At 70.2% G+C, this 24,048-nt stretch carries 22 protein-coding genes and 1 tRNA gene; 9 read left to right on the top strand and 14 right to left on the bottom strand.

Annotation, left to right across the window (positions count from 1 at the left end; genetic code table 11):
- Positions 1-105: 105 nt before the first annotated feature.
- Complete coding sequence (gene glgP / locus ACX80I_RS15345; protein ID WP_459345968.1) at positions 106-2,718, top strand: alpha-glucan family phosphorylase; 2,613 nt, start codon at positions 106-108, stop codon at positions 2,716-2,718.
- An 89-nt stretch (positions 2,719-2,807) separates the two neighbouring features.
- Here the strand turns inward: glgP and glgX are convergent, their stop codons facing one another.
- The 6 genes from glgX to ACX80I_RS15315 form a co-directional block, all read right to left on the bottom strand.
- Positions 2,808-4,910 (bottom strand): glycogen debranching protein GlgX, encoded by a 2,103-nt coding sequence (gene glgX, locus ACX80I_RS15340; RefSeq protein WP_459345967.1) that lies wholly within the window; start codon positions 4,908-4,910, stop codon positions 2,808-2,810.
- Positions 4,907-5,890, bottom strand: coding sequence for a 23S rRNA (guanosine(2251)-2'-O)-methyltransferase RlmB (gene rlmB / locus ACX80I_RS15335; RefSeq protein ID WP_301223959.1), 984 nt, complete (start codon positions 5,888-5,890; stop codon positions 4,907-4,909). Before rlmB ends, glgX begins: the two co-directional genes overlap by 4 nt.
- 122 nt (positions 5,891-6,012) lie before the next feature.
- Positions 6,013-7,488, bottom strand: a complete 1,476-nt coding sequence (gene cysS / locus ACX80I_RS15330; protein ID WP_459345966.1) for a cysteine--tRNA ligase — start codon at positions 7,486-7,488, stop codon at positions 6,013-6,015.
- Between the two features lie 26 nt (positions 7,489-7,514).
- Positions 7,515-8,048: a 2-C-methyl-D-erythritol 2,4-cyclodiphosphate synthase gene (gene ispF, locus ACX80I_RS15325; RefSeq protein WP_459345965.1), complete on the bottom strand. Its 534-nt coding sequence runs from the start codon at positions 8,046-8,048 to the stop codon at positions 7,515-7,517.
- A gap of 77 nt (positions 8,049-8,125) precedes the next feature.
- Positions 8,126-8,884, bottom strand: coding sequence for a 2-C-methyl-D-erythritol 4-phosphate cytidylyltransferase (gene ispD / locus ACX80I_RS15320; RefSeq protein WP_459345964.1), 759 nt, complete (start codon positions 8,882-8,884; stop codon positions 8,126-8,128).
- A gap of 70 nt (positions 8,885-8,954) precedes the next feature.
- On the bottom strand, positions 8,955-9,437 hold the full coding sequence (locus ACX80I_RS15315; protein ID WP_028280415.1) for a CarD family transcriptional regulator: 483 nt from the start codon (positions 9,435-9,437) through the stop codon (positions 8,955-8,957).
- 257 nt (positions 9,438-9,694) lie between these two features.
- Here ACX80I_RS15315 and ACX80I_RS15310 point away from each other — a divergent pair, with 257 nt between their 5' ends.
- Positions 9,695-10,234 carry a hypothetical protein gene (locus ACX80I_RS15310; protein WP_459345963.1) on the top strand — a complete coding sequence of 180 codons (540 nt, stop codon included), beginning with the start codon at positions 9,695-9,697 and terminating at the stop codon, positions 10,232-10,234.
- A 96-nt stretch (positions 10,235-10,330) separates the two neighbouring features.
- Here the strand turns inward: ACX80I_RS15310 and ACX80I_RS15305 are convergent, their stop codons facing one another.
- Both ACX80I_RS15305 and ACX80I_RS15300 read right to left on the bottom strand, forming a co-directional pair.
- Entirely contained in the window at positions 10,331-11,011 is a 681-nt protein-coding gene (locus tag ACX80I_RS15305) for a winged helix-turn-helix domain-containing protein (RefSeq protein WP_459345962.1), read from the bottom strand.
- Positions 11,008-12,231: a sensor histidine kinase gene (locus ACX80I_RS15300; protein ID WP_459345961.1), complete on the bottom strand. Its 1,224-nt coding sequence runs from the start codon at positions 12,229-12,231 to the stop codon at positions 11,008-11,010. The genes ACX80I_RS15305 and ACX80I_RS15300 overlap by 4 nt, the downstream gene beginning before the upstream one ends.
- A gap of 170 nt (positions 12,232-12,401) precedes the next feature.
- Between ACX80I_RS15300 and phoU the strand changes: the two genes are divergently transcribed.
- Positions 12,402-13,061, top strand: coding sequence for a phosphate signaling complex protein PhoU (gene phoU, locus ACX80I_RS15295; protein ID WP_459345960.1), 660 nt, complete (start codon positions 12,402-12,404; stop codon positions 13,059-13,061).
- Positions 13,062-13,157: 96 nt separating this feature from the next.
- Here the strand turns inward: phoU and ACX80I_RS15290 are convergent, their stop codons facing one another.
- A complete protein-coding gene (locus ACX80I_RS15290; RefSeq protein ID WP_459345959.1) occupies positions 13,158-13,904 on the bottom strand; it encodes a phosphoglyceromutase in 747 nt (248 codons plus the stop codon).
- A 113-nt stretch (positions 13,905-14,017) separates the two neighbouring features.
- On the opposite strand from ACX80I_RS15290, the gene ACX80I_RS15285 reads away from it, so the two are divergent.
- On the top strand, positions 14,018-14,818 hold the full coding sequence (locus ACX80I_RS15285) for a class I SAM-dependent methyltransferase (protein ID WP_459345958.1): 801 nt from the start codon (positions 14,018-14,020) through the stop codon (positions 14,816-14,818).
- Between the two features lie 4 nt (positions 14,819-14,822).
- On the opposite strand, the gene ACX80I_RS15280 is transcribed toward ACX80I_RS15285, so the two are convergent.
- Both ACX80I_RS15280 and ACX80I_RS15275 read right to left on the bottom strand, forming a co-directional pair.
- Positions 14,823-15,152 carry a DUF2516 family protein gene (locus ACX80I_RS15280; RefSeq protein WP_459345957.1) on the bottom strand — a complete coding sequence of 110 codons (330 nt, stop codon included), beginning with the start codon at positions 15,150-15,152 and terminating at the stop codon, positions 14,823-14,825.
- A gap of 83 nt (positions 15,153-15,235) precedes the next feature.
- Positions 15,236-16,420, bottom strand: coding sequence for a trans-sulfuration enzyme family protein (locus ACX80I_RS15275; protein WP_459345956.1), 1,185 nt, complete (start codon positions 16,418-16,420; stop codon positions 15,236-15,238).
- A 79-nt stretch (positions 16,421-16,499) separates the two neighbouring features.
- Between ACX80I_RS15275 and tmk the strand changes: the two genes are divergently transcribed.
- The 4 genes from tmk to ACX80I_RS15255 all read left to right on the top strand — a co-directional run bounded on the left by tmk (position 16,500) and on the right by ACX80I_RS15255 (position 20,116).
- On the top strand, positions 16,500-17,147 hold the full coding sequence (gene tmk / locus ACX80I_RS15270; RefSeq protein ID WP_459345955.1) for a dTMP kinase: 648 nt from the start codon (positions 16,500-16,502) through the stop codon (positions 17,145-17,147).
- A complete protein-coding gene (locus ACX80I_RS15265) occupies positions 17,144-18,337 on the top strand; it encodes a DNA polymerase III subunit delta' (RefSeq protein WP_459345954.1) in 1,194 nt (397 codons plus the stop codon). Before tmk ends, ACX80I_RS15265 begins: the two co-directional genes overlap by 4 nt.
- The gene (locus tag ACX80I_RS15260; protein WP_459345953.1) at positions 18,334-19,923 is read left to right on the top strand and encodes an alpha/beta hydrolase; all 1,590 of its coding nucleotides are present in this window, start codon (positions 18,334-18,336) and stop codon (positions 19,921-19,923) included. The genes ACX80I_RS15265 and ACX80I_RS15260 overlap by 4 nt, the downstream gene beginning before the upstream one ends.
- Positions 19,924-20,040: 117 nt before the next feature.
- A tRNA-Thr gene (locus ACX80I_RS15255) sits at positions 20,041-20,116 on the top strand.
- Between the two features lie 291 nt (positions 20,117-20,407).
- Here the strand turns inward: ACX80I_RS15255 and ACX80I_RS15250 are convergent.
- Positions 20,408-21,247: an aldo/keto reductase gene (locus tag ACX80I_RS15250; RefSeq protein ID WP_459345952.1), complete on the bottom strand. Its 840-nt coding sequence runs from the start codon at positions 21,245-21,247 to the stop codon at positions 20,408-20,410.
- Positions 21,248-21,368: 121 nt separating this feature from the next.
- Here ACX80I_RS15250 and ACX80I_RS15245 point away from each other — a divergent pair, with 121 nt between their 5' ends.
- The gene (locus ACX80I_RS15245; protein WP_459345951.1) at positions 21,369-22,916 is read left to right on the top strand and encodes a hypothetical protein; all 1,548 of its coding nucleotides are present in this window, start codon (positions 21,369-21,371) and stop codon (positions 22,914-22,916) included.
- Positions 22,917-22,951: 35 nt separating this feature from the next.
- Here ACX80I_RS15245 and ACX80I_RS15240 read toward each other — a convergent pair whose 3' ends face one another.
- A complete protein-coding gene (locus ACX80I_RS15240; RefSeq protein WP_459345950.1) occupies positions 22,952-23,407 on the bottom strand; it encodes a hypothetical protein in 456 nt (151 codons plus the stop codon).
- Between the two features lie 7 nt (positions 23,408-23,414).
- Entirely contained in the window at positions 23,415-24,044 is a 630-nt protein-coding gene (locus tag ACX80I_RS15235) for a bacterial proteasome activator family protein (RefSeq protein ID WP_459345949.1), read from the bottom strand.
- Positions 24,045-24,048 lie beyond the last annotated feature (4 nt).

The following is a 24,048-nucleotide window of genomic DNA, read 5'->3' as shown; positions in this document are numbered from 1 at the left end:
ATGCTAAGGGGGCTTTGTGTAGCGGCGTCCGAGGCCGCGTATTACGTAAGCGATTGCGCGGTGTGCCCTCCCGTGCAACGGGGCAAGTGCGCTAGCGTAACCGGGGTGAAGGCAATCCGCAGATTTACTGTCCGAACCGTCCTCCCCGAGAACATCGCGCCCCTCGGCAAACTGGCGGGAAACCTGCGCTGGTCGTGGCACCTGCCGACCTGGCGTCTCTTCGAGGAGATCGACCGCGCCGCCTGGGAGGAGAGCGACCACGATCCCGTGTCCTTCCTCGGCTCCGTCACCCGGGAGAAACTGCACCAGCTCGCCGCCGACGAGAAGCTGGTGCAGCGCATCCAGGAGCTCGGCGCGGACCTCGACGACTACCTGACGGCACCGCGCTGGTACCAGGGACTCGGCGACGACGCCCCCCGCAGCATCGCCTACTTCTCTCCCGAGTACGGCATCAGCGCCGTCCTCCCCCAGTACTCGGGCGGCCTGGGCATCCTGGCCGGCGACCACCTGAAGTCCGCTTCCGACCTCGGTGTGCCCCTCATCGGCGTCGGCCTGCTCTACCAGGCCGGCTACTTCAAGCAGTCCCTCTCCCGTGATGCCTGGCAGCAGGAGACCTATCCCGTCCTCGACCCCGACGGCCTGCCGCTGACCCTGCTCCGCGAGGAGGACGGCTCCGCCGCGAAGGTGGTGCTGCCCCTGCCGAACGGCCGGCAGCTGTCCGCGCACATCTGGCGCGCCGACGTCGGCCGTGTCCCCCTCCTGCTCCTCGACTCCAACGTCTCCGAGAACGACGAGGCGGCCCGCAACGTCACGGACCGCCTCTACGGCGGCGGCGGGGACCAGCGCCTGCAGCAGGAACTCCTCCTCGGCATGGGCGGCGTCAAGGCACTCCGCATCTTCGAGCGGCTCACCGGCACGCCCGCTCCCGAGGTGTTCCACACCAACGAGGGCCACGCAGGCTTCCTCGGCATCGAGCGCATCCGTGAACTGATGGACCCCTCGAACGAGTCACCCATGAGCTGGGAGGAGGCGCTCGCGGCAGGCCGCGCGTCGACGGTGTTCACCACGCACACGCCGGTCCCGGCGGGCATCGACCGCTTCGACCGGTCCCAGATCGAGCACTTCTTCCACGCCGGCCTGGCGCCGTCCGTGCCCACGGACCGCGTCCTGGCCCTCGGTGCCGAGAACTACGCCGACGGCGATCCGTCGAAGTTCAACATGGCGGTGATGGGCCTGCGCCTCGCACAGCGCGCCAACGGCGTGGCGAAGCTGCACGGCGAGGTCTCGCGCGGCATGTTCTCCGGTCTCTGGCCGGGATTCGACACGCGCGAGGTCCCGATCACCTCCGTCACCAACGGTGTGCACGTCCCGAGCTGGGTCGACCCGCAGATCGCCGACTTCGCCCTCGCCAACTTCGGGGCCGAATCGGTCCTCGATCCCCAGTGGAGCAAGGTCTACGACGTCCCGGACAAGGACATCTGGGCCCTGCGCCGGAGCCTGCGCTCCAACCTGGTCGACGACGTGCGCCAGCGCCTGCGTGCCTCCTGGAAGAAGCGCGGCGCCGCCGACGCCGAGCTGGCCTGGACGGACTCGGTGCTGGACCCGGACGTCCTCACCATCGGCTTCGCCCGCCGCGTGCCGACCTACAAGCGGCTGACGCTCATGCTGCGCAACCCTGCCCGCCTCAAGGCGCTGCTCCTGCACCCGGAGCACCCGATCCAGCTCGTGATCGCCGGCAAGTCGCACCCGGCCGATGAGCAGGGCAAGCGCATGATCCAGGACCTCGTCCGCTTCACGGACGACCCCGAGGTGCGCCACCGCATCGTCTTCCTGCCCAACTACGACATCGCCATGGCCCGCACGCTCTTCCCCGGCTGCGACGTCTGGCTGAACAATCCGCTGCGACCGCTCGAGGCGTGCGGCACGTCCGGGATGAAGGCCGCCATCAACGGTGGCCTGAACCTGTCCGTCCTCGACGGCTGGTGGGACGAGATGTACGACGGCGACAACGGCTGGGCGATCCCGACCGCCAACAACGGCGCCTCGGCCGACGAGCGCGACGACATTGAGGCGGCGGCGCTGTACGACCTCCTCGAGACCCAAGTGGGCCCGCGCTTCTACTCGCTGGTGCCTGCGGAGGGAGCTGGAGCCGCCGGCCCGTCGGAGCCCTCCCGCGACGGGGTCCCGCACCAGTGGATCGCCATGATCAAGCACACGATGGCGACCCTCGGCCCCGCCGTGTCGGCGGAGCGCATGCTGCAGGACTACGTCGAGAAGCTGTACCGTCCGGCTTGGCGCTCCGGACAGGCTGCCACGGCCGACTCCTTCGCGCTCGCGAAGAGGACCGCCGCGTGGCGTTCACGCGTCCAGGGCAGCTGGCCCGCCGTCCAGGTGGAACACGTCGACTCCATGGGCGTCTCGGAGGACCCGCAGATCGGCGACTCGCTCACGGTCAACGCCTACGTGGCGCTCGGCGGGCTGAACCCCGACGACGTCTCGGTCGAGGTGGCGTACGGCCGGGCCCTCGACAGCGACGAGCTGAGCGACGTCACGGTCGAGGACCTGGACGTCGCCGAGAACCTCGGCAGCGGGCGCTACCTCTTCACAGGCGGCATCCGCATCGACCACTCCGGGTCCTTCGGCTACACGGTGCGGGTGCTGCCGAAGCATGCGACCCTCGCGACGAAGGCCGAGCTCGGGCTCGTCGTCAACGCCTGATCGTCCGCCGCCCCCGGCGGGGGCGGCGGATACGCATGAAGCCCGGGTCCGTGCGGTCCCGGGCTTCATGCGTACCGACCGCGTGCGGGTCAGCAGCGGTAGATACGGACCGAGACACCCGCTACGGTGTCGGCGTCGCCCGACCGCAACCGGGCACCCTCCGACGGCTCGCGACCGGCCGAGTCGAAGGTCTGGCTGAACCGGCGTGGCTGCTCCCCCTCGACGCCCTGCCCCTGCAGGATCCAGGCCGACGGGAGATGGATGCGCGCCTCGCGGGGTGAGCCATTGATCACGACGAGTCCGTTGATCGTCCCGCCCGTGGAACCGAGGAGCAGCTGGACGGTCCGCGTGCCTGGATCGTTCCACTCGTGGGCTGTCATCGGGAGCCCGGCGGCATTGAACCAGAGCAGCATCGACTGCTCTCCGCGGGACGGGAACGTGGCGGGCTGCCCCGCAAGGAAGTCCCGGCGGATGGACAGCAGCGTGCGCGTCGCGTCCAGCATGCGCCGGGACGATGCATCATGGGGCCAGTGCATCCAGGCGAGTTCATTGTCCTGGCAGTACACATTGTTGTTGCCGTGCTGTGTCCTGCCGAACTCGTCCCCCGCCGTGATCATCGGAACACCGAGCGAGATCAGCAGCGATGCCATGAGGTTGCGGGCGCTCTTCTCGCGCGCACCGAGGATGACCTCGTCCTCGGTGCGCCCCTCAGCGCCGTGGTTGTAGCTGTGGTTGTCGTTGGAGCCGTCCCGGTTGCTCTCGCCATTGGCTTCATTGTGCTTCCGCTCGTACGCCGTGAGGTCGGCGAGCGTGAAGCCGTCGTGGGCCGTGACCAGGTTGATCGAGGCCAGCGGGCTCCGTCCGGACGCGGCGAATGTCTCTGCCGACCCGGCGAGGCTGCCGGCCAGCCGCGCAGGTGAGGACCCCGTGCCGCCGGCCGCGATCGACTCCACGTCCCGCAGCCAGAAGTCGCGGACCGTGTCCCGGAAGCCGTCGTTCCAGTCCGCCCAACCGACCGGGAACCGCCCTGTCTGCCAGCCATCTGGCCCGAGATCCCAGGGCTCCGCGAGGAGCTTGGTCCCGCGCAGCGCCTTGGAGGCGCCGGCGGCGACGAGGAAGGGGTGCCGCGGCGTGAAGGTGTTGTGCTCGTCCCGTGCGAGGGTGACCGCGAGGTCGAAGCGGAACCCGTCGATCTGGCATTCCTCGACCCAATACCGCAGCGAATCAAGCGCGAACTCCACGACCCTCGGCTGCGAGAAGTCCAGGCTGTTGCCGCAGCCGGTGGTGTCGATGTACCGGCCTGCGTCGTCGTGCCGGTAGTAGTCCCTGTCCCCCAGCCCGCGCCAGCACAGGGCAGGACGGCCCTGCGGGCCCTCCGCTGTGTGGTTGTACACGACGTCGAGGAGAACCTCGAGGCCCGCTTCGTGGAGTGCGCGGACCATGCCCTTGAACTCGTCGAGCACGGCCGCCGGTCCTGCCGCCTGTGCTGCCGCCGTGGCGTAGCCGGTGTGCGCCGAGAAGAATCCGAGGGTGTTGTAGCCCCAGTAGTTGGTGAGTCCGAGGGGCTCGAGGTGCGGCTCATCGATCGAGAAGTGGATGGGCAGGAGTTCGACGGCGGTGATCCCGAGCTCCCGGAGGTACGCGATCATGGCCGGGTGTCCCAGTCCCGCGTAGGTGCCGCGGAGGTCCTCCGGCACGTCGGGATGGAGTTTCGTCAGGCCCTTCACATGGGCCTCGTAGATGACGGTGTCGCGCCAGGGCGTGAACGGGCGCTCGCTCGTCCCCCAGTCGAACACATGCTGGAGGAAGACGGAGTAGTAGGCGCGCGAGGGCGGCTCGTCGGTCCCGGAGGCGGTGTCGATGGTCTCCACTGCCCTCGCGTACGGATCCAGGAGCAGTTGTACCTCCCCGACCGTGCCCGGGAGTTCCCTGCCCGTCGGCCAGAACGCGTAGAGGGCACCCGGCGCGATGGGCCCCACGACGCCATGGTGCACGCCGCCGTCGAGCCCTACCAGTGTCTCGGAGATCCACGAACCATCGGCCCGCTGCCAGTGGACGTCCATGGAGTCGATCGCGGGAGCCCAGACGGCGGCGTTGGCGTGCGCGTCCCGGATCCAGGTCCCCTTCGTGGCGTGGAGCCCGAGCGGGAACTCGCGGGAGTCGGGCGGCAGCGCCTGCGCGGGCTGTGTCACGCCGACCGCTGGCGGGACACCTCGTACAGCGTGATTCCCACCGCCATCGACGCGTTGAGCGATTCCATGGCGGAGTCGATGGGGATGGAGACGATCTGGTCGCAGTTCTCGCGCACGAGCCGGGAGAGGCCCTTGCCCTCCGAACCGACGACGATGCAGATCGGGTCGCGCCCGAGGGACAGCGCGGGGAGCGAGACGTCGCCGTCGCCGTCGAGCCCGAGGACGAAGATCCCCTTGTCCTTGAAGGACTTCAGCGCCGAGTTGAGGTTGCCGACGCGCGCGACGGGGACGCGGACGGCCGCACCGGCGCTGGTCTTCCAGGCCGACGCCGTCACTCCGACCGAGCGGCGCTCCGGCACGATGACGCCGTGGCTGCTGAACGCGGACGCCGAACGGATGATGGCCCCGAGGTTGCGGGGGTCGGTGATGCCGTCGAGGGCCACGAAGAGCGGCGCGTTCCCGATGTGTCCCCGCTTGTACCGGTCGATCGTCTCGTCGACGAGGTCCAGCGCGTCGGCGTACTCGTAGGGTGGGATCTGCAGCATGAGGCCCTGGTGCACGGCACCGTCCGTCATGCGGTCCAGCTCCGGCTTGCCGGTCTCCATCACGGGGATGCCGCGCTCGGCGGCCATCTTCAGCGACTCGCGCACGCGGTCGTCCATCTCGATGCGGATGGCGACGTGGAGGGCCTTGGCCGGGATACCCGCGCGGAGAGCCTCGACGACGGAGTTGCGCCCGGTGACGACCTCTTCGGCGGCCTTGCCCTTGGTGCGGCCCGTCCCGGCGCTCTTGCCGCCGGCACGCTTGGCGGCCGAGCGCTCCGACAGCTCCTTGTTCTTGAACGCCTTGTGGTACGGGCGGTCCTCCGCCTTGGGAGTGGGGCCCTTGCCCTCGAGCGACTTGCGTCCGTGTCCGCCGGTGCCGATGGTGGGGCCCTTTTTCGTTTTGCGAACCGCGCCTGGACGTCCGTGACTGGCCATGGAAGAACACCTTTATATAGAAGAAGAATCTCACCCAGTTTACGCGGAGCCGATGCCGTCTCTCGGCAACGGCCGGAATACCGGCGCCACGGGCGGACGGAGCGGGGCAGGCGCCCGGCGTGCTAGTCGCCGGAGAGTGCCCAGCGCGCGCCCTCCGCAGAGTCCTCGATGGTGATTCCGGCGGCGGCGAGGGCGTCGCGGATCGCGTCCGCCCTCGCCCAGTCCCGGGCGCTCCGGGCCTCGCTGCGTTCGGCCAGCCGGTCTCCGATGAGCGCGTCGAGCGCCTTTCCGACTCCCGCTTCCGCCGCGCTCGCCGTGGCCACCGGATCCCCGGCGTCGTCGAGCCCGAGGACAGCGGTCATCGCGAGGACGGCGGCGAGGCTGCTGCGGACGGCATCGTCATCGCCCGCCGCGAGGGCCGTGTTGCCGCTGCGCACCGTGGTGTGGAGCACCGCGAGGGCCTGCGGCACGTTGAGGTCGTCATCCATCGCCTCGGCGAAGGCCTGCGGCAGGTCGGCCGCGCCCGCCGGTCCGAGGGCGGAGGAAAGTCCCGCGAGACGGGCGGAGGCCTTGGCGATGAACCCGTCGATCCGCGACACGGCGGCGCCCGCTTCCTGCAGCGACGTCTCCCGGTAGTCGAGCACCGACCGGTAGTGGGCCTGCCCGAGGTAGTAGCGCACCACCCGGGGGCCGGCGGCGTCGATCATCTCCTGCGGGCTCACGGTGTTGCCGATCGACTTCGACATCTTCTCGCCGCCGTACGTCACCATGCCGTTGTGCATCCAGAATCGCGCAAAGGCATGTCCCGCAGCCTGGGACTGGGCCATCTCGTTCTCGTGGTGGGGGAACCGCAGGTCCAGGCCCCCGCCGTGGATGTCGAACTCGGTGCCGAGGTACTTGGTGACCATGCTGGAGCATTCGAGGTGCCAGCCCGGACGACCGGCGCCCCAGGGGCTGGTCCACGATGCCGTGGCCGGGTCCGTGTCCTTCGACCCCTTCCACAGCGCGAAGTCGCGCGGATCCTTCTTGCCCCGGGGGTCGGCGTCGGGCGCGGCCTGCATGTCGTCGATGTCCTGCCGGGTCAGGCTGCCGTAGGCGGGCCAGGACCGCACGTCGAAGTAGACGTCCCCCGAGTCGTCCAGCGCCGGGTACGCATGGCCGCGGTCGATCAGGAGCTGGATGAGGGCGTGCATCTCGGGGATGTGGCCGGTGGCCCGGGGCTCGTAGGTGGGCGGGCGGACGCCGAGGGTGGTGTAGGCGCGCTGGAACTCCTGCTCGAACCGATAGGCCAGGGCCCACCACTGCTCCTCCGGCACCACCGACGGGTCACGCTCGGCGGCACCCTCGCGGAACGAGTCGGAGGACTTGGCGAGGATCTTGTCGTCGATGTCCGTCACGTTGCGGACGACGGTGACGCGCAGGCCCCGCGCCTCCAGCCAGCGGGTCAGCTGGTCGAAGGCGATCGCGGACCGCACGTGCCCGACGTGCGGCATGCCCTGCACGGTGGCGCCGCAGTAGTAGAGGCTCGCCCTGCCCGGTTCCAGTGGCTCGAAGGGGCGCACCTCGGCGCGGGCGGTGTCATAGAATCGCAGGCTCACCGCTCCAGATTACCCGGCGGGTTCCGTCAGCCTTCCGGCAGTGCGGGCGTCGCCGGGGACGAGGACCGCACGACGACGGCGGTCGCGATCGCTGCGACACCCTCCCCCCGGCCGGTGAGCCCGAGTCCGTCGGTGGTGGTGGCCGAGATGCTGACCGGTGCCTGCGCGGCGTCGGACAGGACTGCCTCCGCCTCGGCGCGGCGGGGCGCGAACTTCGGGCGGTTGCCGATGAGCTGGACCGCGATGTTGCCGATGTCGAATCCGGCGTCCCGCACGATCGCGGCGGCCGACGACAGCAGGGTGGAGCCTGAGGCGCCGGCGTACTCGGGCCGGGCGGTGCCGAAGTGCGTACCGAGGTCTCCCACGCCCGCAGCGGAGAACAGCGCATCGGCTGCCGCATGCGCGACGGCGTCGCCGTCGGAGTGGCCCGACAGCCCGCGCTCCCCCTCCCACAGCAGGCCCGCGAGCCACAGCGGTGCGGGATCCCCGTCGGGTGCGTAGGCGTGGACGTCCACGCCGATCCCGGTGCGGGGAAGGTGGAGGTGGTCACTGAGGTACACGGCTGCTCCTGCTGGTCGGCGGTGGGAGTGGGGGCGTGGGGATGCCGAGGGCTGCGTGGCGGGGGCTGTATCCCGGGCTATGTCCCGGGCGGGGTTCCGGGGTGCGCCCCGGCCTGCCGGGCGGCGAGGACCGCCTCGGCGACGACGAGGTCCAGGGGCGTGGTGACCTTGAAGGCGAGGGCGTCCCCCTCGACGACGCGCACCGTGGCGCCCTGGGCCTCCAGGAGCATGGCATCGTCCGTGATGCCGGGATCGGATGCCGTGGCACTCGCATGAGCTGCCCGCAGTGCGCGGGCGTCGAACCCCTGGGGGGTCTGCACGGCGCGCAGGACGGCGCGGTCGGGCGTCGCCGTGACGACGTCGCCCGTCACGACCTTCACCGTGTCCACCACGGGCAGCACCGGGATGACCGCGGGCGCCCCTGCACCGACGGCGGCGACGACGCGCTGGAAGACCGCAGGCGGGGTGAGCGCACGGGCGGCGTCGTGGACCAGGACGACGGCGGCCGACGAAGGCAGCGCGTCGAGGCCCGCACGGACGGAGGCGGCCCGGGTCGCCCCGCCGGCCACCGCCGTGATCCGCACCGTCCGAACGCCTGCGGCACCTGCCTGGTCGACGACGGCGGACAGCACGGCGTCGCCTGCGGGGAGGACCACGACCACGGACGCCGCGATACCCGACGCGACGACGGACTCCAGCGAGTGCTCGAGGAGGGTCCGCCCACCGCACAGCACGCGCGCCTTCGGAATGCCCTGCCCGAGCCGCTGTCCGGATCCGGCGGCGACCAGGACGACGCCGACCTCGGCTCGGACGGACTGCGAATTCTTCTCGGACACTCCGTCACCCTATGACAGGGCAACAAAAAAGAGGGACCCGGGGGTCCCTCTTTCGCGTCGTGCCCGTCTCCTAGGAGGCGAGGACCTCGTCGAGAACGCTTGCGGCCTTCTCTTCGTCGGTCTTCTCGGCCAGGGCGAGCTCGGAGATCAGGATCTGCCGGGCTTTCGCGAGCATCCTCTTCTCACCGGCCGACAGGCCGCGGTCGTGGTCGCGGCGCCAGAGGTCGCGGACCACTTCTGCGACCTTGATGACATCGCCCGAGGCGAGCTTCTCGAGGTTCGCCTTGTAGCGGCGCGACCAGTTCGTGGGCTCTTCCGTGAATTCGGCCCGCAGGACGTCGAACACGTGCTCGAGGCCCTCCTTGCCGACTACGTCACGAACCCCTACGAGGTCAACGTTCTCTGCTGGTACTTCTATCGTCAGATCACCCTGTGCCACCTTGAGCTTGAGATACATCTTCTCTTCGCCCTTGATGACGCGCATCTTGATCTCTTCGATCTTCGCTGCGCCGTGGTGAGGGTAAACAACTGTTTCGCCGACCTCAAAAACCATGTGGACTTTCCCCTTTCCCGTCAATCAGTTTATCACGGCAACGACACGCCCGACGATGCGTTTTCGCAGGTCAGAGGGCCGAATCAAGCTCAATTGGCTATCATTCGCCTCTTGACGGCGAGAGCTTTTGGTGATCCGCCCGCTCCCGGGCCGACGAAACCAACACCACGGTTCCGCGGCATTGCCGATAGTCTGTTGGGTAGGTCCGCACCGGATCACACCCTTGTCCCGCCTGTTGAACCCCAGGAGTTTGTGCTGTGAATTGTGCACCGAAGAACCGAGCGCAGCAGGCCGTTGCTGCCGGCGCCGTGCTGCTGATGCTGGGTGTCTCCGGCTGCAGCTTCACCGCGGAGCAGTCGACGACGACGCGGTACGCCGCGTCGGACGGCATCGTGAAGGACCTCGGGCCGGTGCAGCTGCGCAACGTCCTGGTGGTCGGTCGCGACGACGAGACCACGGGCCGCCTGGTGGGCACCGTGTTCAACACGAGCGACGAGCCGGTCGACCTCTCCATCCAGGCCGGCGGCGCAGCCACCAGCGTCACGATCGAGGGCCAGGGCGAGTTCACGTTCGAGGACGAGACGACGGACGACGCCACGCTCGAGGGACTTCCCGACACCCCGGGCTCGCTGATCGACGTCGACTTCACGGTCCAGGGCGACGAGGCGACCTTCGAGGTACCGGTGCTCGACGGGACGCTGGAGGAATACCGCGAGTACGTGCCCGGCGGCTACACCCCGCGGCCGAGCGAGCCCGCCGCGACCGAGGAAGCCGCCGAGGGAGCGCACGAGGGCTAGGCCCGCCAGCACCTCCACCGATGGACATGCCCGCCTCCGATCGATCGGAGGCGGGCATTCCTGTCTCCCGAGGGGAGCGCCGGGTGCGGGGGCGGCTCAGGGCTCGTACTTGTAGCCGAGGCCGCGGACCGTGATGAGGTAGCGGGGGTTCGAGGGGTCCGGCTCCAGCTTGCTGCGCAACCGCTTGACGTGCACGTCGAGGGTCTTCGTGTCCCCCACGTAGTCCGACCCCCAGACGCGGTCGATCAGCTGACCGCGCGTCAGGACCCTGCCCGAGTTCCTGAGCAGCATCTCCAGCAGCTCGAACTCCTTGAGCGGGAGGGCTACCTGCTCGCCGTCGACACTCACCACATGGCGTTCGATGTCCATCCGGACAGGCCCGGCCTGGACGGTGGTGGAGACGAGCTCCTCGGGTTCGCCCTGGCGCCGGAGCACCGCCCGGACGCGGGCCACGAGCTCGCGCGACGAGTACGGCTTGGTGACGTAGTCGTCGGCACCGAGCTCCAGCCCCACCACCTTGTCGATCTCGGCGTCCTTCGCGGTGAGCATGATGACCGGGACGTTGGAGCGCTGGCGCAGCTGGCGGCAGACCTCCGTGCCGGACAGTCCCGGAAGCTGGAGGTCCAGCAGCACGAGGTCCGCGCCCGCGCGGTCGAACTCGGTGACGGCGTCGAGGCCGTTGTCCACCACGGACACCTCGAAGCCTTCCTTGCCGAGGAGGTAGGACAGCGGGTCGCTGAACGACTCCTCGTCCTCGACGATCAGAATGCGGCTCACGCCTTGACTCCCTGCTCCTGGACAGCGGTGCTGCCCCTCTTGACGGTCTTCCGGTCGGACTGCTGCCCTGTCGACCCCGTTGCGCCGTCCTCGGGGGCGCTCTCCATCTCGGGCAGGCGGACGGTGAAGGTGCTTCCCTGGCCGGCCTGCGACCACACCGTCACCTCGCCGCCGTGGTTGGACACGACGTGCTTGACGATGCTGAGGCCCAGGCCGGTGCCGCCGGTCTGGCGGGACCGCGCGGCGTCGATGCGGTAGAACCGTTCGAAGATGCGTTCCTGTTCCTCGGGCGTGATCCCCGGGCCCTGGTCGGTGACGGAGACCTGGACGAGGCCGTCCCGGGACCGGACGCCCACGCCGACGCGGGTACCCTCCGGCGAGTAGCGGATGGCGTTGTCGATGAGGTTGCGGAAGGCCGTCATCAGGAGATCGTGATCGCCGTACACGGGCAGGGAGACCGAGCCGCCGACGACGATGTCGATCTGCTTGCTCTCGGCGGGCAGCTTGTTGCGGTCCACGGCCTCGACGATGACCGAGTTGATGTCCACGGGCTTCCCCCGGCGCACGACGTCGGCGCCCTGCAGGCGGGAGAGCTCGATGATGTCCTGGACGAGGGCGGACAGGCGGCCGGACTCCTTGTGCATGCGCTGGGCGAAGCGGCGCACGGCCACCTCGTCCTCGGCGGCGTCGTCGATGGCCTCCGCGAGGAGGGAGATCGCGCCCACCGGTGTCTTCAGCTCGTGGGACACGTTGGCGACGAAGTCGTTGCGGATCTCCTCGCTACGGGTGATCTCCGTGCGATCGTCGGCGAGGATCAGGATGTATTCGGTGCCGAGGGCGGCGACACGGACCTGCACCACGATGGACCCCTGTCCAAAGGGGCCGCGGGGGAGCTCGAGCTGTTCCTGCTCGATGACGCCGTCGCGCCGGACGCGTGCCGTGAGGTCGAGCAGTTCGGAGTGGACCACGGTGTGCCCGCGGACGAGGCCGAAGGCGTAGGCGGCGGGACTCGCCCGCACGACGCCGTCGATCGCGTCCACGATGACGTAGGCGCGCCCGATGATCGAGAGCACCTCGGCGGCGCCGTCGGGCAGGGAGGGTTCGTCCTCGTAGCGGAGCCGGAGCCGCTGCGCCTCGCTCGCACGGAAGGCTGCCATGCCGCCCACGCCGAGGGCCAGGCCTACCAGCCCGGCCACGAGCGTCAGGAGAAGGGGGTCCACGGACCTAGCTTATGCTCTGCGATTTCGGGCCCGGGCCCCTCCGGTGGCAATAGGTAAGGGGTTCAACTAACGTTCACGTAAAGCGGGGAAACAGTTCACCGCTGGCTGGAATGCTCGTCGGCAGAACTGTGACAACGGTTGAACCGATACTTCCAGGGAAGGACGCCCACGTGCGCAAGGTTTTTCAGGCCGAGCTACACCAGATCGGCGAGGAGTTGATCGAGATCTCGCAGCTGGTGTCCGAGGCCATCCAGAAAGCCAACAGCGCTTTCCAGGGTGCCGACACCGAGCTCGCGCAGGAGGTCATCGCCGCCGACGCGCGGATCGACTTCCTGCAGAACTCCCTCGACGAGCGGGCGATCGACATCCTCGCCCTCCAGGGGCCCGTGGCCTCCGACCTCCGCATGATCGTGGGTGCGCTGAGGATGAGCGCGTCGCTCGAGCGCATGGGCGACCTGGCCCGGCACGTGGCGCAGCTCGCGCGCCTGCGGTACCCCGCGAACGTGATCCCGGAGAGCATCCGACCCACGTTCGACGAACTCGCCGACCTCGACGTGCAGATCGCCGCGAAGGTCACCGAACTCCTGGAGACCCGGAACCTCGAGCTGAGCAACGAGATCGACACCGCGAACATCCGCGTGAACGAACTGCACGCCAGTGTCTTCAGGGCCGTCGCCGCGGAGGACTGGAACGAGACCGCGCCGACGACCGTCGACGTCACCCTCGCCAGCCGCTACTACGAGCGCTTCGCGGACCACGGCGTCTCGGTGGCCCGCAAGGTGGCGTACCTCGTCACCGGCGAGTGGCAGCCCAGCGCTCCGCTGAACTGACCGCTGCCGGGCCTGCGGGCCCGCAGGATCGGAACGGCGGCGGTCCCCTCGGGGGCCGCCGCCGTTCCTGTTCGTCCGTGCTCCGACGCGGAAGGGCTAGTGCTTGCCCTGGTTCGCCACGGCCTCGATGGCGGCGGCTGCCGCCTCGGCGTCGAGGTAGGTACCGCCGGCCTTGACGGGCTTGAGGTCCTCGTCGAGCTCGTACACGAGCGGGATGCCGGTGGGGATGTTCAGCGCCGCGATGTCCTTGTCGCTGATCCCGTCGAGGTGCTTCACGAGGGCGCGGAGGGAGTTGCCGTGGGCGGCGATCAGCACGGTCCTGCCGGCCCTGATGTCCGCGGTGATGTCCGACTCCCAGTACGGCAGGAAGCGGTCGAGGACGTCCTTGAGGCACTCGGTGCGCGGGACGTCGTCGCCGAGGTCCGCGTAGCGCGGGTCGTTGGCCTGCGAGTACTCGCTGGCGTCGTCGAGGGGCGGCGGCGGGGTGTCGTAGGACCGGCGCCATTCCATGAACTGCTGCTCGCCGTACTCAGCGAGGGTCTGTGCCTTGTCCTTGCCCTGCAGCGCGCCGTAGTGGCGCTCGTTGAGGCGCCAGTTGCGCTTGACGTCGATCCAGCTGCGGTCGGCGGCCTCCAGCGCGAGATTCGCGGTGATGATGGCGCGCTTCTGCCGGGACGTGTAGACGATGTCGGGAAGGATGCCGGCCTCGGTCAGGAGATGGCCGCCGCGGGTGGCTTCCTCGCGGCCCTTCTCCGTGAGGGCGACGTCCACCCAGCCGGTGAAGAGGTTCTTCTCGTTCCATTCGCTCTGCCCGTGGCGCAGCAGGATCAGTGTGTAGGTCATGGCTCCTAGTCTGCCGTATCGCGCTGCGCCGGTCATTCCGGCCCGCCCCTGGTCCGCCAGTGTTAAGCGGGGCCGTCGGCAGTGCGGTCGGGCGCGTGCCCTAGCCTTGATGGGTGCCCCCGCGTCCCCGTCCCCCGAAGCCGCTCGGGACCATCACCCGCGGCACCACCAACCCGAACCGGCTCCGCCGGGTGGACCGCTGGCTCGCCGGCCCGCAGGGGCACCGGCTCCGCCGGGCCGCCGATCCGCTCGTGGTCGACCTTGGGTACGGCGCGGCTCCGGTCACCGCCGTCGAACTGTTCACCCGCCTGCGGTCCGTGCGGGACGACGTCGAGGTGGTCGGCATCGAGATCGACCCGGCGCGCGTGGCCGCGGCCGAACCCCTCGCCCGGCCCGGGCTCACGTTCCGTCAGGGCGGCTTCGAGCTTCCGCTGGATGGCCGGCTGCCGGTCTTCGTGCGCGCGTTCAACGTGCTGCGTCAGTACGGCGAGGACGAGTACGCGGCGTACTGGGACGAGGTCCGCTCCCGGCTTGCACCCGACGGGCTGTTCGTCGACGGGACGTGCGACGAGATCGGGCGGCGGTCCACCTGGGCTGCCCTGGACACCGGCGGACCTGTGTCGCTGAGCATCTCGCTGCGGTTCGGGGCGTTCACCGTCCCCTCCGACGTGGCGGAACGGCTGCCCAAGGCACTGATCCACCGCAACGTGGAGGGCGAGCCGGTCCACGCCTACCTTCGGGCCCTGGACCGGGCCTGGCTCGACGCCGCAGCGCTCGCGTCCTTCGGCCATCGGCAGCGGTGGGTGGCGATGTGCGGCGCCCTGAAGGCGGCTGGCTGGCCGCTGCTGGACGGCGCATCACGCTGGCGCCTCGGGGAGATCACCGTGGCGTGGGAGGCCGTGAGGCCCGGCTAGGGTCCTACCAGGGACCGTAGGGGCCGTAGCTCCCGCCGCGGCCCGAGGTCTGGCTGACGGCCGGCTTCACGTCCGCGAGGTACACGCACGCCGCCACGATGGCGACGAGCTGGAAGAGGTTGAAGCCGCCCCGACCGCTGAGTGCGGACAGCAGGCCGACAACGACGGCACCGCCGGTGAGGGCGAGCCAGAAACCCTTGGTGCGCTTGAAGGCGGCTTCGAAGGCCGTCCCGGGACGGCGCAGGCAGTCGGAGAAGGCCCATACCTCGATGCCCAGGGCGATCAGGCCGAGCACGAGGTACAGGTAACGCTGGATTTCGAAGACGAGAGCCACGGACCCAGCTTAGCGGCCCTGCCTGCGGCCGCGCACCGGCGATGTCGACCAGCGCGAACGGGCCTATCCGCGCTTCCGGGAGGTCAGAGCCCGCCGTCGCGCGGGCCGGCCGCGACGCGCAGCGCGGAGTCGAGGTCCGCCCACAGGTCCTCGGGGTTCTCGATGCCGACGGACAGGCGCACGAGGGCCTCCGGTACCGTGACCGGTTCGGCGGGCTGCCGCCGCCGTCGTTCGATCAGCGATTCCACTCCGCCGAGCGACGTGGCCGGCAGCCACAGGCGGACGGCGGCGACGAGGGCGTCGGCCGTGGCGACGTCGTCGAGCTCGATGCTGACGATGCCACCGAAGCCGTTGAACTGCGCGGCGGCGCGCTCGTGCCCCGGGTCCGTGGGGAGGCCCGGGTAGCGCACGCGGCGGACGGCGGGGTGGTCCGCGAGCCGCAGTGCCAGCGAGGCCGCGGTCCCCTGACTCCGTTCCATGCGCAGGGCGAGGGTGCGCAGTCCGCGCAGGGCGAGCCACACCTCGAACGGGCCCGCGATGGCGCCGTGCAGGGTCCGGTGTGCCAGGAGCCGGTCGCGGAGCGCCGCGTCCGAGGTGATCAGCGCCCCGAGGACGACGTCGGAGTGGCCGGCGAGCCACTTGGTGACCGAGTGGAGCACGACGTCGACCCCGGCTTCGAGCGGCCGGTGGACGATGGGCGTGTTGAAGGTGTTGTCCGCGACGACGACGGCGCCGGTCGCATGGGCGGCGTCGGTCAGGACGGACAGCTCGGCGACCTCGAGCATCGGATTGGTGGGGCTCTCGAGCCACAGCATCACCGAGCCGGCGTCGAACCGGGCGGCGAGCGCGTCGAGTTCCGCGAGGACGGCCGGGGTGTCCGCGATGTCCACGATGCGCAGTTCGAAGCGGCCCTGGGCGGCGAGGTCGGCGGCGAGGCTGATCGATCCGGCATAGGCGTGGCGCGGCATGACGACCGCACCGCCGGTGGGCACGAGGGACAGTGCGGCTGCGGCCGCGCCGAGTCCCGACCCGAAGACGAGCGCCGGCAGGTCGGCGCCCTCGAGGGCGCCGAGTGCCTCCTCGAACGGGTCCCACGTGGGGTTGGAGCCGCGCGCGTAGATACGGTCGCCTGCCTCCGGTGCGCGGGTCTCGTGGTACGTCGTCGAGAGGATGAGGGGTGGGTTGACGGGCGCATCGTGCTCGCGGGGAGGACGTCCTGCGGCGACGGTGAGGGTGTCCGGGGCGAGGGCGGAGCGCTCAAGTTCCATGGCACGAGCCTAGTGCGGGGCCGGACGGCCCCTGCAAGTGTTACCGGGAAAGGTCGCCACCACTCGGTAGGCTGGGCCCGTGACCTTTCCCCTCCCGCACGGGCTTCCTGGGCTCTTTCTCGCACTCGAGGGCGGCGACGGTGCCGGCAAGTCCACGCAGGCGGCACTGCTGTGCCGCGCTCTCGAGGACACCGGCCGCACCGTGGTGCGCACGCGCGAGCCCGGCGGCACCCCGATCGGGGAGACGCTGCGCTCGCTCGTGCTCGAGCACGGGCACGGCGATATCGATGCCCGGACCGAAGCCCTGATGTTCGCGGCCTCGCGTGCGGCGCACGTCCACCAGGTGATCGTTCCCGCCCTGCAGCGCGGCGAGGTCGTGGTGTGCGACCGCTACATCGATTCCTCCGTCGCGTACCAGGGAGCGGGCCGCGGGCTCGGACCGCAGGCCGTCCTCGACGTGAACCTCTGGGCCACCGACGGCCTCCGCCCCGACCTCACCGTGCTGCTCGACGTCGACCCGGCGGAGGGCCGCAGCCGCCGCACCGTGGGTGCCGCCCCGGAGGACCGCCTCGAGTCCGAGCCCGACGGCTTCCACGCCAGTATCCGGTCCGCCTTTCTGGACCTCGCGCGCCAGGAGCCGGGACGCTACCTCGTGCTGGCCGCGTCCGCTCCACCCGAGGAGCTCCACCGCGCCATCCTCGACGCCCTGCCCCGGGTCACCGCATGAGCGTTGTGGCGCACGGCCTTCCCGCGACGGGCGTGTGGGCGGAGCTGCGCGGGCAGGAGCAGGTCGTGGAGCAGCTGCGCCGCGCCACCCAGTCCGGTGCCCCCACCCATGCCTGGCTCTTCACCGGCCCGCCGGGCTCCGGGCGCTCCAACGCGGCCCGCGCCTTCGCCGCGGCGCTCCTCTGCGAGCGCGAGGAGCTCGGCGAGCGCGGCTGCGGCACCTGCAAGGCCTGCCACACCGTCCTCTCCGGCACGCACGCCGACCTCACCAACGTCACCACGGAGAAGGTGACCATCAGCATCGACGAGGCCCGTGAACTCGTCCGCAAGGCACAGGACAAGCCCTCGACGGGGCGCTGGCGCATCATCATCGTCGAGGACGCCGACCGCATGCAGGAGCGCAGCACCAATGTGCTGCTCAAGGCCATCGAGGAGCCGCCGCCGCGGACCATCTGGCTGCTCTGCGCCCCCAGCCCGGGCGACGTGCTCGTCACCATCCGGTCCCGCTGCCGGTCGGTGGGCCTCCGGCTGCCGCCCGTCCAGGATGTCGCGGACCTGCTCGTGGCCCGCGACGGCATCGACCCCGCGACGGCGGAAGCGGCCGCGCGTGCGGCCCAGAGCCACATCGGGGTGGCGAAGAGGCTTGCCACCGATGAGGGCGCGCGGGAACGGCGCAACCAGATCGTCCGGCTGCCGCTGACGTTGCGCTCCGTGGCGGGTGCCATGCGCGCGGCGGCGGACCTGGTGAAGCTGGCCGAGGCGGAAGCGCAGAGTTCCTTCGAGCAGCGCGACGCCGAGGAGCGGGCCGCCCTGCTCGCAACCCTCGGCGCTCCGGAGACCGGCACCCTCCCGCCGTCCATGCGGGCGCAGATCAAGCGCCTCGAGGAGGACCAGACGCGGCGGGCCAAGCGGTCCAAGAACGACTACTTCGACCGCGCCCTGACCGACCTCATCTCCTTCTACCGGGACGTGCTCATGCTGCAGGTGTCCAGCGGGCAGTCGCTGGTCAACGAGCCCCTGCGGCCCGAGCTCGAGGAGTTCGCCCGCCGGGAGAGCGCGGAGGACACCCTCCTGCGGCTCGAGGCCATCAACGAAGTCCGCACGAGACTCGTCAGCACCAACGTGTCCCCGCTCCTCGCGATCGAAGCGATGACCGTGAGCCTCCTCTCCCGGAAGGACCTCGACCGATGACCCTCGGGCCGCTCCACCGACTCGCCCCTCCCGGCAGGACACCCCGCCGTCGTGCCGCCGGGGTCCTGGCGGCCGCCGCCGTCGTGCTCGGCGTGTCCGGGTGCTCGCTGTTCGCCCCCGAGAACCGGGCGGAGTCCCCCGTCTCCGGCGTGGAGACAGCAGAACCCGCCGCGATCGGCGAGATCGACGAGGACCTCCGCGGCTTCTACACGCAGGAGGTGCAGTGGGAGTGGTGCGAGGGGTCCTTCTCCTGCGCCACGGTCGAGGTACCGCTGGACTACAGCGACCCGGGCCGCAGCAGCATCGACATCGCCGCCATCCGGTCCGACGCCACGGGCGAGGCCCAGGGCACCATCCTGGTCAACCCGGGAGGGCCCGGAGGGTCCGGCGTCAACATCGTGAAGGATTCACTGGACTACGTCGCCAGCGACCGGCTGCGCGAGGACTACGACATCCTCGGGTTCGATCCCCGGGGGGTCAACCGGTCCAGCGCCGTGAAGTGCTACACCGACGCGGAGGCCGATGCGGCGCGACAGGAGAGCTACCCGGCCGACGCGACGGACGACGAGCTCCTGGCGCTCATGGCGGCGGACGCGAAGGAGTACGCGGACCTGTGCGCCCAGCGCACGGGGGAACTCCTCGGGTTCGTGGACACCGAGTCGGCGGCACGCGACATGGACATCCTGCGGGCGGTCGTCAGCGACGAGAAGCTGAACTATCTCGGCTTCTCCTACGGGACCCAGCTCGGCGCGACCTACGCCGACCTGTTCCCCGATCGGGTGGGACGCCTCGTCCTCGACGGCGCGATCGATCCGTCGCTCAGCAGCGAGGACGTCACGCTCGGTCAGGCAGTCGGCTTCGAGAAGGCCGTGCGCGCGTACGTCGCCGATTGCCAGCAGGGCGCAGAGTGCCCCTATCCGGGAACGGTCGACGACGGCGTGCGCCAGATCCAGGACCTGTTCGCCGCCGTGGAGCGGCAGCCGATGAAGGCCGAGGACGGCCGCCTCGTGCCGATCTTCACCTTTGTCCAGGGCTTCATCCTGCCGCTCTACGACAACGGGAACTGGCCCACCCTGACGCAGGCGGTCAGCTCGGCACTGGACGGTGACGCCTCCAGCATGCTGTTCCTCGCCGACCTCTCAGCCGAGCGCGAGCCGGACGGCACCTATGCGACCAACTCGTCGGCGGCCTTCCTCGCCGTGAACTGCCTCGACTACCCGATGACCAGCGACCCGGACCAGATGCGGGCGGACGAGCGGGAGCTCGTCGCCGCGTCGCCCACGTTCGGCCGGTTCCTGGCCTACGGCGGTCTGACCTGTGCACCGTGGAAGTACCCGCCGGTCCTCGGGCCGGCCCCCCTGCGGGCGGAAGGCGCGGACCCGATCCTCGTCATCGGCACCACGGGCGATCCTGCAACCCCCTACGAGTGGTCCACCGCGCTCGCGGAGCAGCTCGAGTCCGGCGTGCACGTCACGTGGGAGGGCGAAGGACACACCGCATACGGCCGGTCCAACGACTGCATCCTGGACATCGTCGATTCCTACTTCACCGACGGAACGGTCCCGGAGGACGGGGCGCGCTGCTGACCGCCCGGCACGTCCCGCCGGCGCCCGGGACGCACCCATTTTGACCCCGGGCCGGAACCTCCTATAAAGTTGTGGCTTGTGGATCGGCCCCGGGCATCGCCCGGACCAGGAAGCATTGCCTCCTTAGCTCAGTCGGTAGAGCGTCTCACTCGTAATGAGAAGGTCGCCAGTTCGACTCTGGCAGGAGGCTCCACCGAAGCCCCGGACGGTACCCCGCCGGGGCTTTTCCATGCCCTGATTCCCGGCACGACGGATGCGGCGGGCACCCGGAGGTACTCGCCGCAGGGTGTCCGAACAGGTGGGGACAGGCTAGTCGCGCTGATTTCGATGGGCAACGGGGAATTCCGGGTACCCGGACCCCTCGCCAGTGTGCGGAGAGTCTGTTAGCCCCGGGCCCACGCAGACCCTTCCCGGACACGAAGGAGCCGCCCGGCAGTGCCGGGCGGCTCCTTCGGTCGGCAGTCGTGATCTGCCAGGGATGGGGCTAGGCGAAGTCGGACGTCGCAGGGTCGGCGCCGATGCGTCCCGCGGGGCCCTTGTCGAGTCCGTTGATGGCCTCGATGTCCTCGTCCTCGAGCGTCACGTCGAGGGACTCCCAGTTCTCGACGATGCGGGACTCGGTGACCGACTTCGGGATCACGACATTGCCGAGCGCAAGGTGCCAGGCGAGGACGACCTGCGCGGGAGTGGCATTCCGCTTGCGGGCGATCTCCTGCAGCACGGCGTCGTCGAGCAGTCCCTTGCCCGAGCCGAGGGGTGACCAGGACTCGTGCAGGATGCCCTTCTCGGCCTCGAAGGCCCGGAGCTCGGACTGGTTCAGGTACGGGTGGGTCTCGACCTGGTTGATCACGGGAACCACGCCGGTCCCGTCGATGATCTCGTTCAGTGCCTCGACGGTGAAGTTGGAGACACCGATGCTCTTCACGCGCCCCTGCTTCTGCAGTTCGATAAAGGCCTTCCACGTGTCGAGGTACTTGCCCTGCTTGGGCTGCAGCCAGTGGATGAGGTAGAGGTCGAGGGTCTCGAGTCCGAGGCGTTCCATCGACTCGTCGAACGCCCTGAGGGTGCTGTCGTAGCCCTGGTCCGCGTTCCACAGCTTGGTGGTGATGAACATCTCGTCGGCGCCCAGGCCCGAAGCGGCGATGGCCCGGCCGACACCGGCTTCGTTGCCGTAGATCCTGGCGGTGTCGATGTGGCGGTACCCCGCCTTGAAGGCCCGGCCCACGACATCCTCGGCGACGGTGTCCTCGACCTGCCACACTCCGTAGCCGAGCTGCGGGATCTCGTGGCCGTCGTTGAGCGTAAGATTTGGTGAAGTAGTCATACAGGCGGGAACCAGCGGCGGCTCCCATTTATTTCTGTTCCCCCTGACAACTATCAGCCTGCGGAGCATCTGGTCCGACAGAACCCGAGCGCGCAGGTCGGATGTCGGCTGGCGGCGGGATATGCAGGCAACGGAAGACAGGGTACGGGCGGCCCTCCACGACGACGCCTACCGGTACGCCTACCGGCGCTCGCTGTCCACGCGACTCGCCTCGGAGGTGGCGCTCGAGGCGGTCGAGGCGCTGGACGCCGGAAGCCCCGCGACACCTGATCCCTGCGCTGGGGCCTCCGACGGCATCCCGGGGCGCCTTCCGGTGCTGGCGACGGCGCACGCAGCCCTCGAACGGTACCTGCCGCCGGCGCTTCCTCCTCGCGTCCAGGGCGTCCCGGACCTGCAGTACGCCCTGGCATCGCTGTCCCCCGGCGAGCGTGAACTCCTCCTGCTCTGTCACTGGGACGGCCTCAGTGCCGGGGAGGCCGCACGTGCCTCGCAGCAGGAGGCCGGCCTGCTCCCCGTCGTCGAAGCCGCCTGTGCACGGCTGCTGTTCCCGGAACCGGCCTCGGTGGAGGCCTTCGCCGCCGTCCTCTCCGCCGCCGACCCGGCCCGCGCCGTGACGGCGGAGGATATCGCCTTCAGCACCCCGCTCGCTGCCGCGTCGATCGACGGCCTCACCGCCGATGCCCGCACGCCGCTGCAACCCTGCGGGGATTCGGATCCGGCCTTCCCACCCGGCGGCAGGCGCGCGACGCGGACCCGGAGGAGCCCGGCGATCGTCGGCGGCTCCTGCCTCCTCACGCTCGCCGCGATCGCCCTGGCTCTGGTCCCGCACCCGGCCCCCGGCCCCGCCCAGGAGACGGCACGCCTGTTCGCCCTCGCCGACGTCGTCGCCGTCGTGGTGCAGTCCCGCGTGGAGCCCACGCTGATCAATGGCCGGATACGGATCCTTCGCCACGCGTCCGTGGTGCAGGTCGTGAAGGGCGAGGCGGCGCGGGACGTCCTCACCCTGGACATGACCGGGCGGAGCTCCCTCGAACGCCCCCACACCCGCGACATCTTCCCGCCCCACCAGCTGATGTTCCTCGTGCGGAACGCCGACGGCGACCTCGCCCCGATCGAGGGGAACGGCTCGGTGCTGACACTGGTCGACCGCCGGTCCCCGGAGGCCACGACGGTCACCGGCGATCCCGTTCCCCTGCCGAATGAACTGCGCGAGGCCATCCGGACGCTGCCGGTCGAGGAACTTCGGCTGGCGACCAGTGGTGAGGCGCCGGGGTCCCTGGACCCGGACGCCATCATCGGCATGCGGCCGCCACCGGGCCGGGACGCGCAGAACCTGCCGGCGCACCAGCTCGGCACCTTCCACGGGAGCGCTCGGGACGGGGAGGCCTGCGTCTGGTTCGAGTTCAACTCCCGCGCGGCCCTCATCCGCTGGCCCGACGGCTTCTCGGCGTACCAGCGGGTGTCGTCCCTCCGGACCGGTGCCGGCGACCCTCCGGACCGGCGCGTGCTGACCGTCCTGAACGAGCGCGGCTACCCCTACGTGGACTCGGGCCGGCCGACGCCGTTCATCCGTGCGGTCCCGACCGGCGAGCGAGGCATGTGCGGCGGGCGGGAATTCGGGGTCTGGGACATCGCGGTCGCTCCGGCGAGCACGCTGTTGTACTACTGAGCGTGTCCTCCTGAGCCGTCCTCCCTACTGCCGTCCTACCGGGCACCCGGCATGGAGCGCTCCGCCTCCTCGACGTCGTCGGCGACCAGCTGAGCCCGGCGCCGCACGTTGTCCAACCCCGAGGATGCGATGCCCCACCGCTCGCCGTCGAGCCTCGTCATCGCGGCCGCCTCCGCCGTCGTCGCGAGGGTGTTGCCCGCGCGGGACAGCGCCCGGTGTACCTGCATGAGAGCGCCGGGGATGTCGAGCCCGTTGCTCGGTGAGGACGCCTGGGCGCTCACGCAGATCGCCCGCACGCGGGGCAGCATGTCGCCGAGGTCGTTGGCGACGACCACGAGTTCGTTGTAGACGTCGTCGTCCTCGATGCCCTCGAGGATCTGGTGGTACCGGTCGAGCCCCCGCCGGAAACGGTCGTGCGCCCGCCGCCACACCCCTGTACCCAGCTCGGCGTCGTCCTTCCGTCCCTGCCGCGCCGCCGCGAAGAATGCCACCTAGGCGTTACAGGTACTGCCCGGGCCCGTGGCTGTCCGCCGGGGCTGCCTGGGCATGACGTGCGGGCGGGGTGCGCCGTGGTTCGCCGTCCTCACCGATGACGACGCCGGGGGCGATCACTGTGCCAGGAGGGAGCTGGCGGAGCTGGAGCCGCGCGGCCAGCTGCTGGTTGGCCATCTGCTGCGCAGCGAGCGCCGCCTGGATCCCGTGGAACAGGCCTTCGAGCCAGCCGACGAGCTGGGCCTGCGCGACGCGCAGTTCGGCATCGGTCGGTACGGAGTCGTCACCGAAGGGCAGGTTGATGCGGTGCAGCTCCTCGACCAGTTCGGGAGCGAGGCCGTCCTCGAGCTCCTTGACCGAACGCTCGTGGATGGAGGCGAGCAGGGTGCGGCCGGCGTCGTCGAGCGGCGCGGAGCGGACCTCCTCGAGCAGTTGCTTGAGCATGGTGCCGATGCGCATGACCTTCGCGGGTTGGTCCACGAGCTCCGCGAGGGATGTGGGGCGCCCGCCCGGGGCGCCCTCCGTCTGGCCGTCCGTCTGGCCGTCGCCCGCGGTACCCCCCTGAGCGCTGCCCGGGGCGTCGTGCACGGTACCGGGAACGGGGTCGAAGGGGCTGGCCGGCTGCTGTTCCGTCATGACG

This window comes from Arthrobacter rhamnosi, assembly GCF_054510855.1.
The sequence above is the reverse complement of the archived record's forward strand: the minus strand, read 5'-3'. Positions and strand labels throughout refer to the sequence as shown.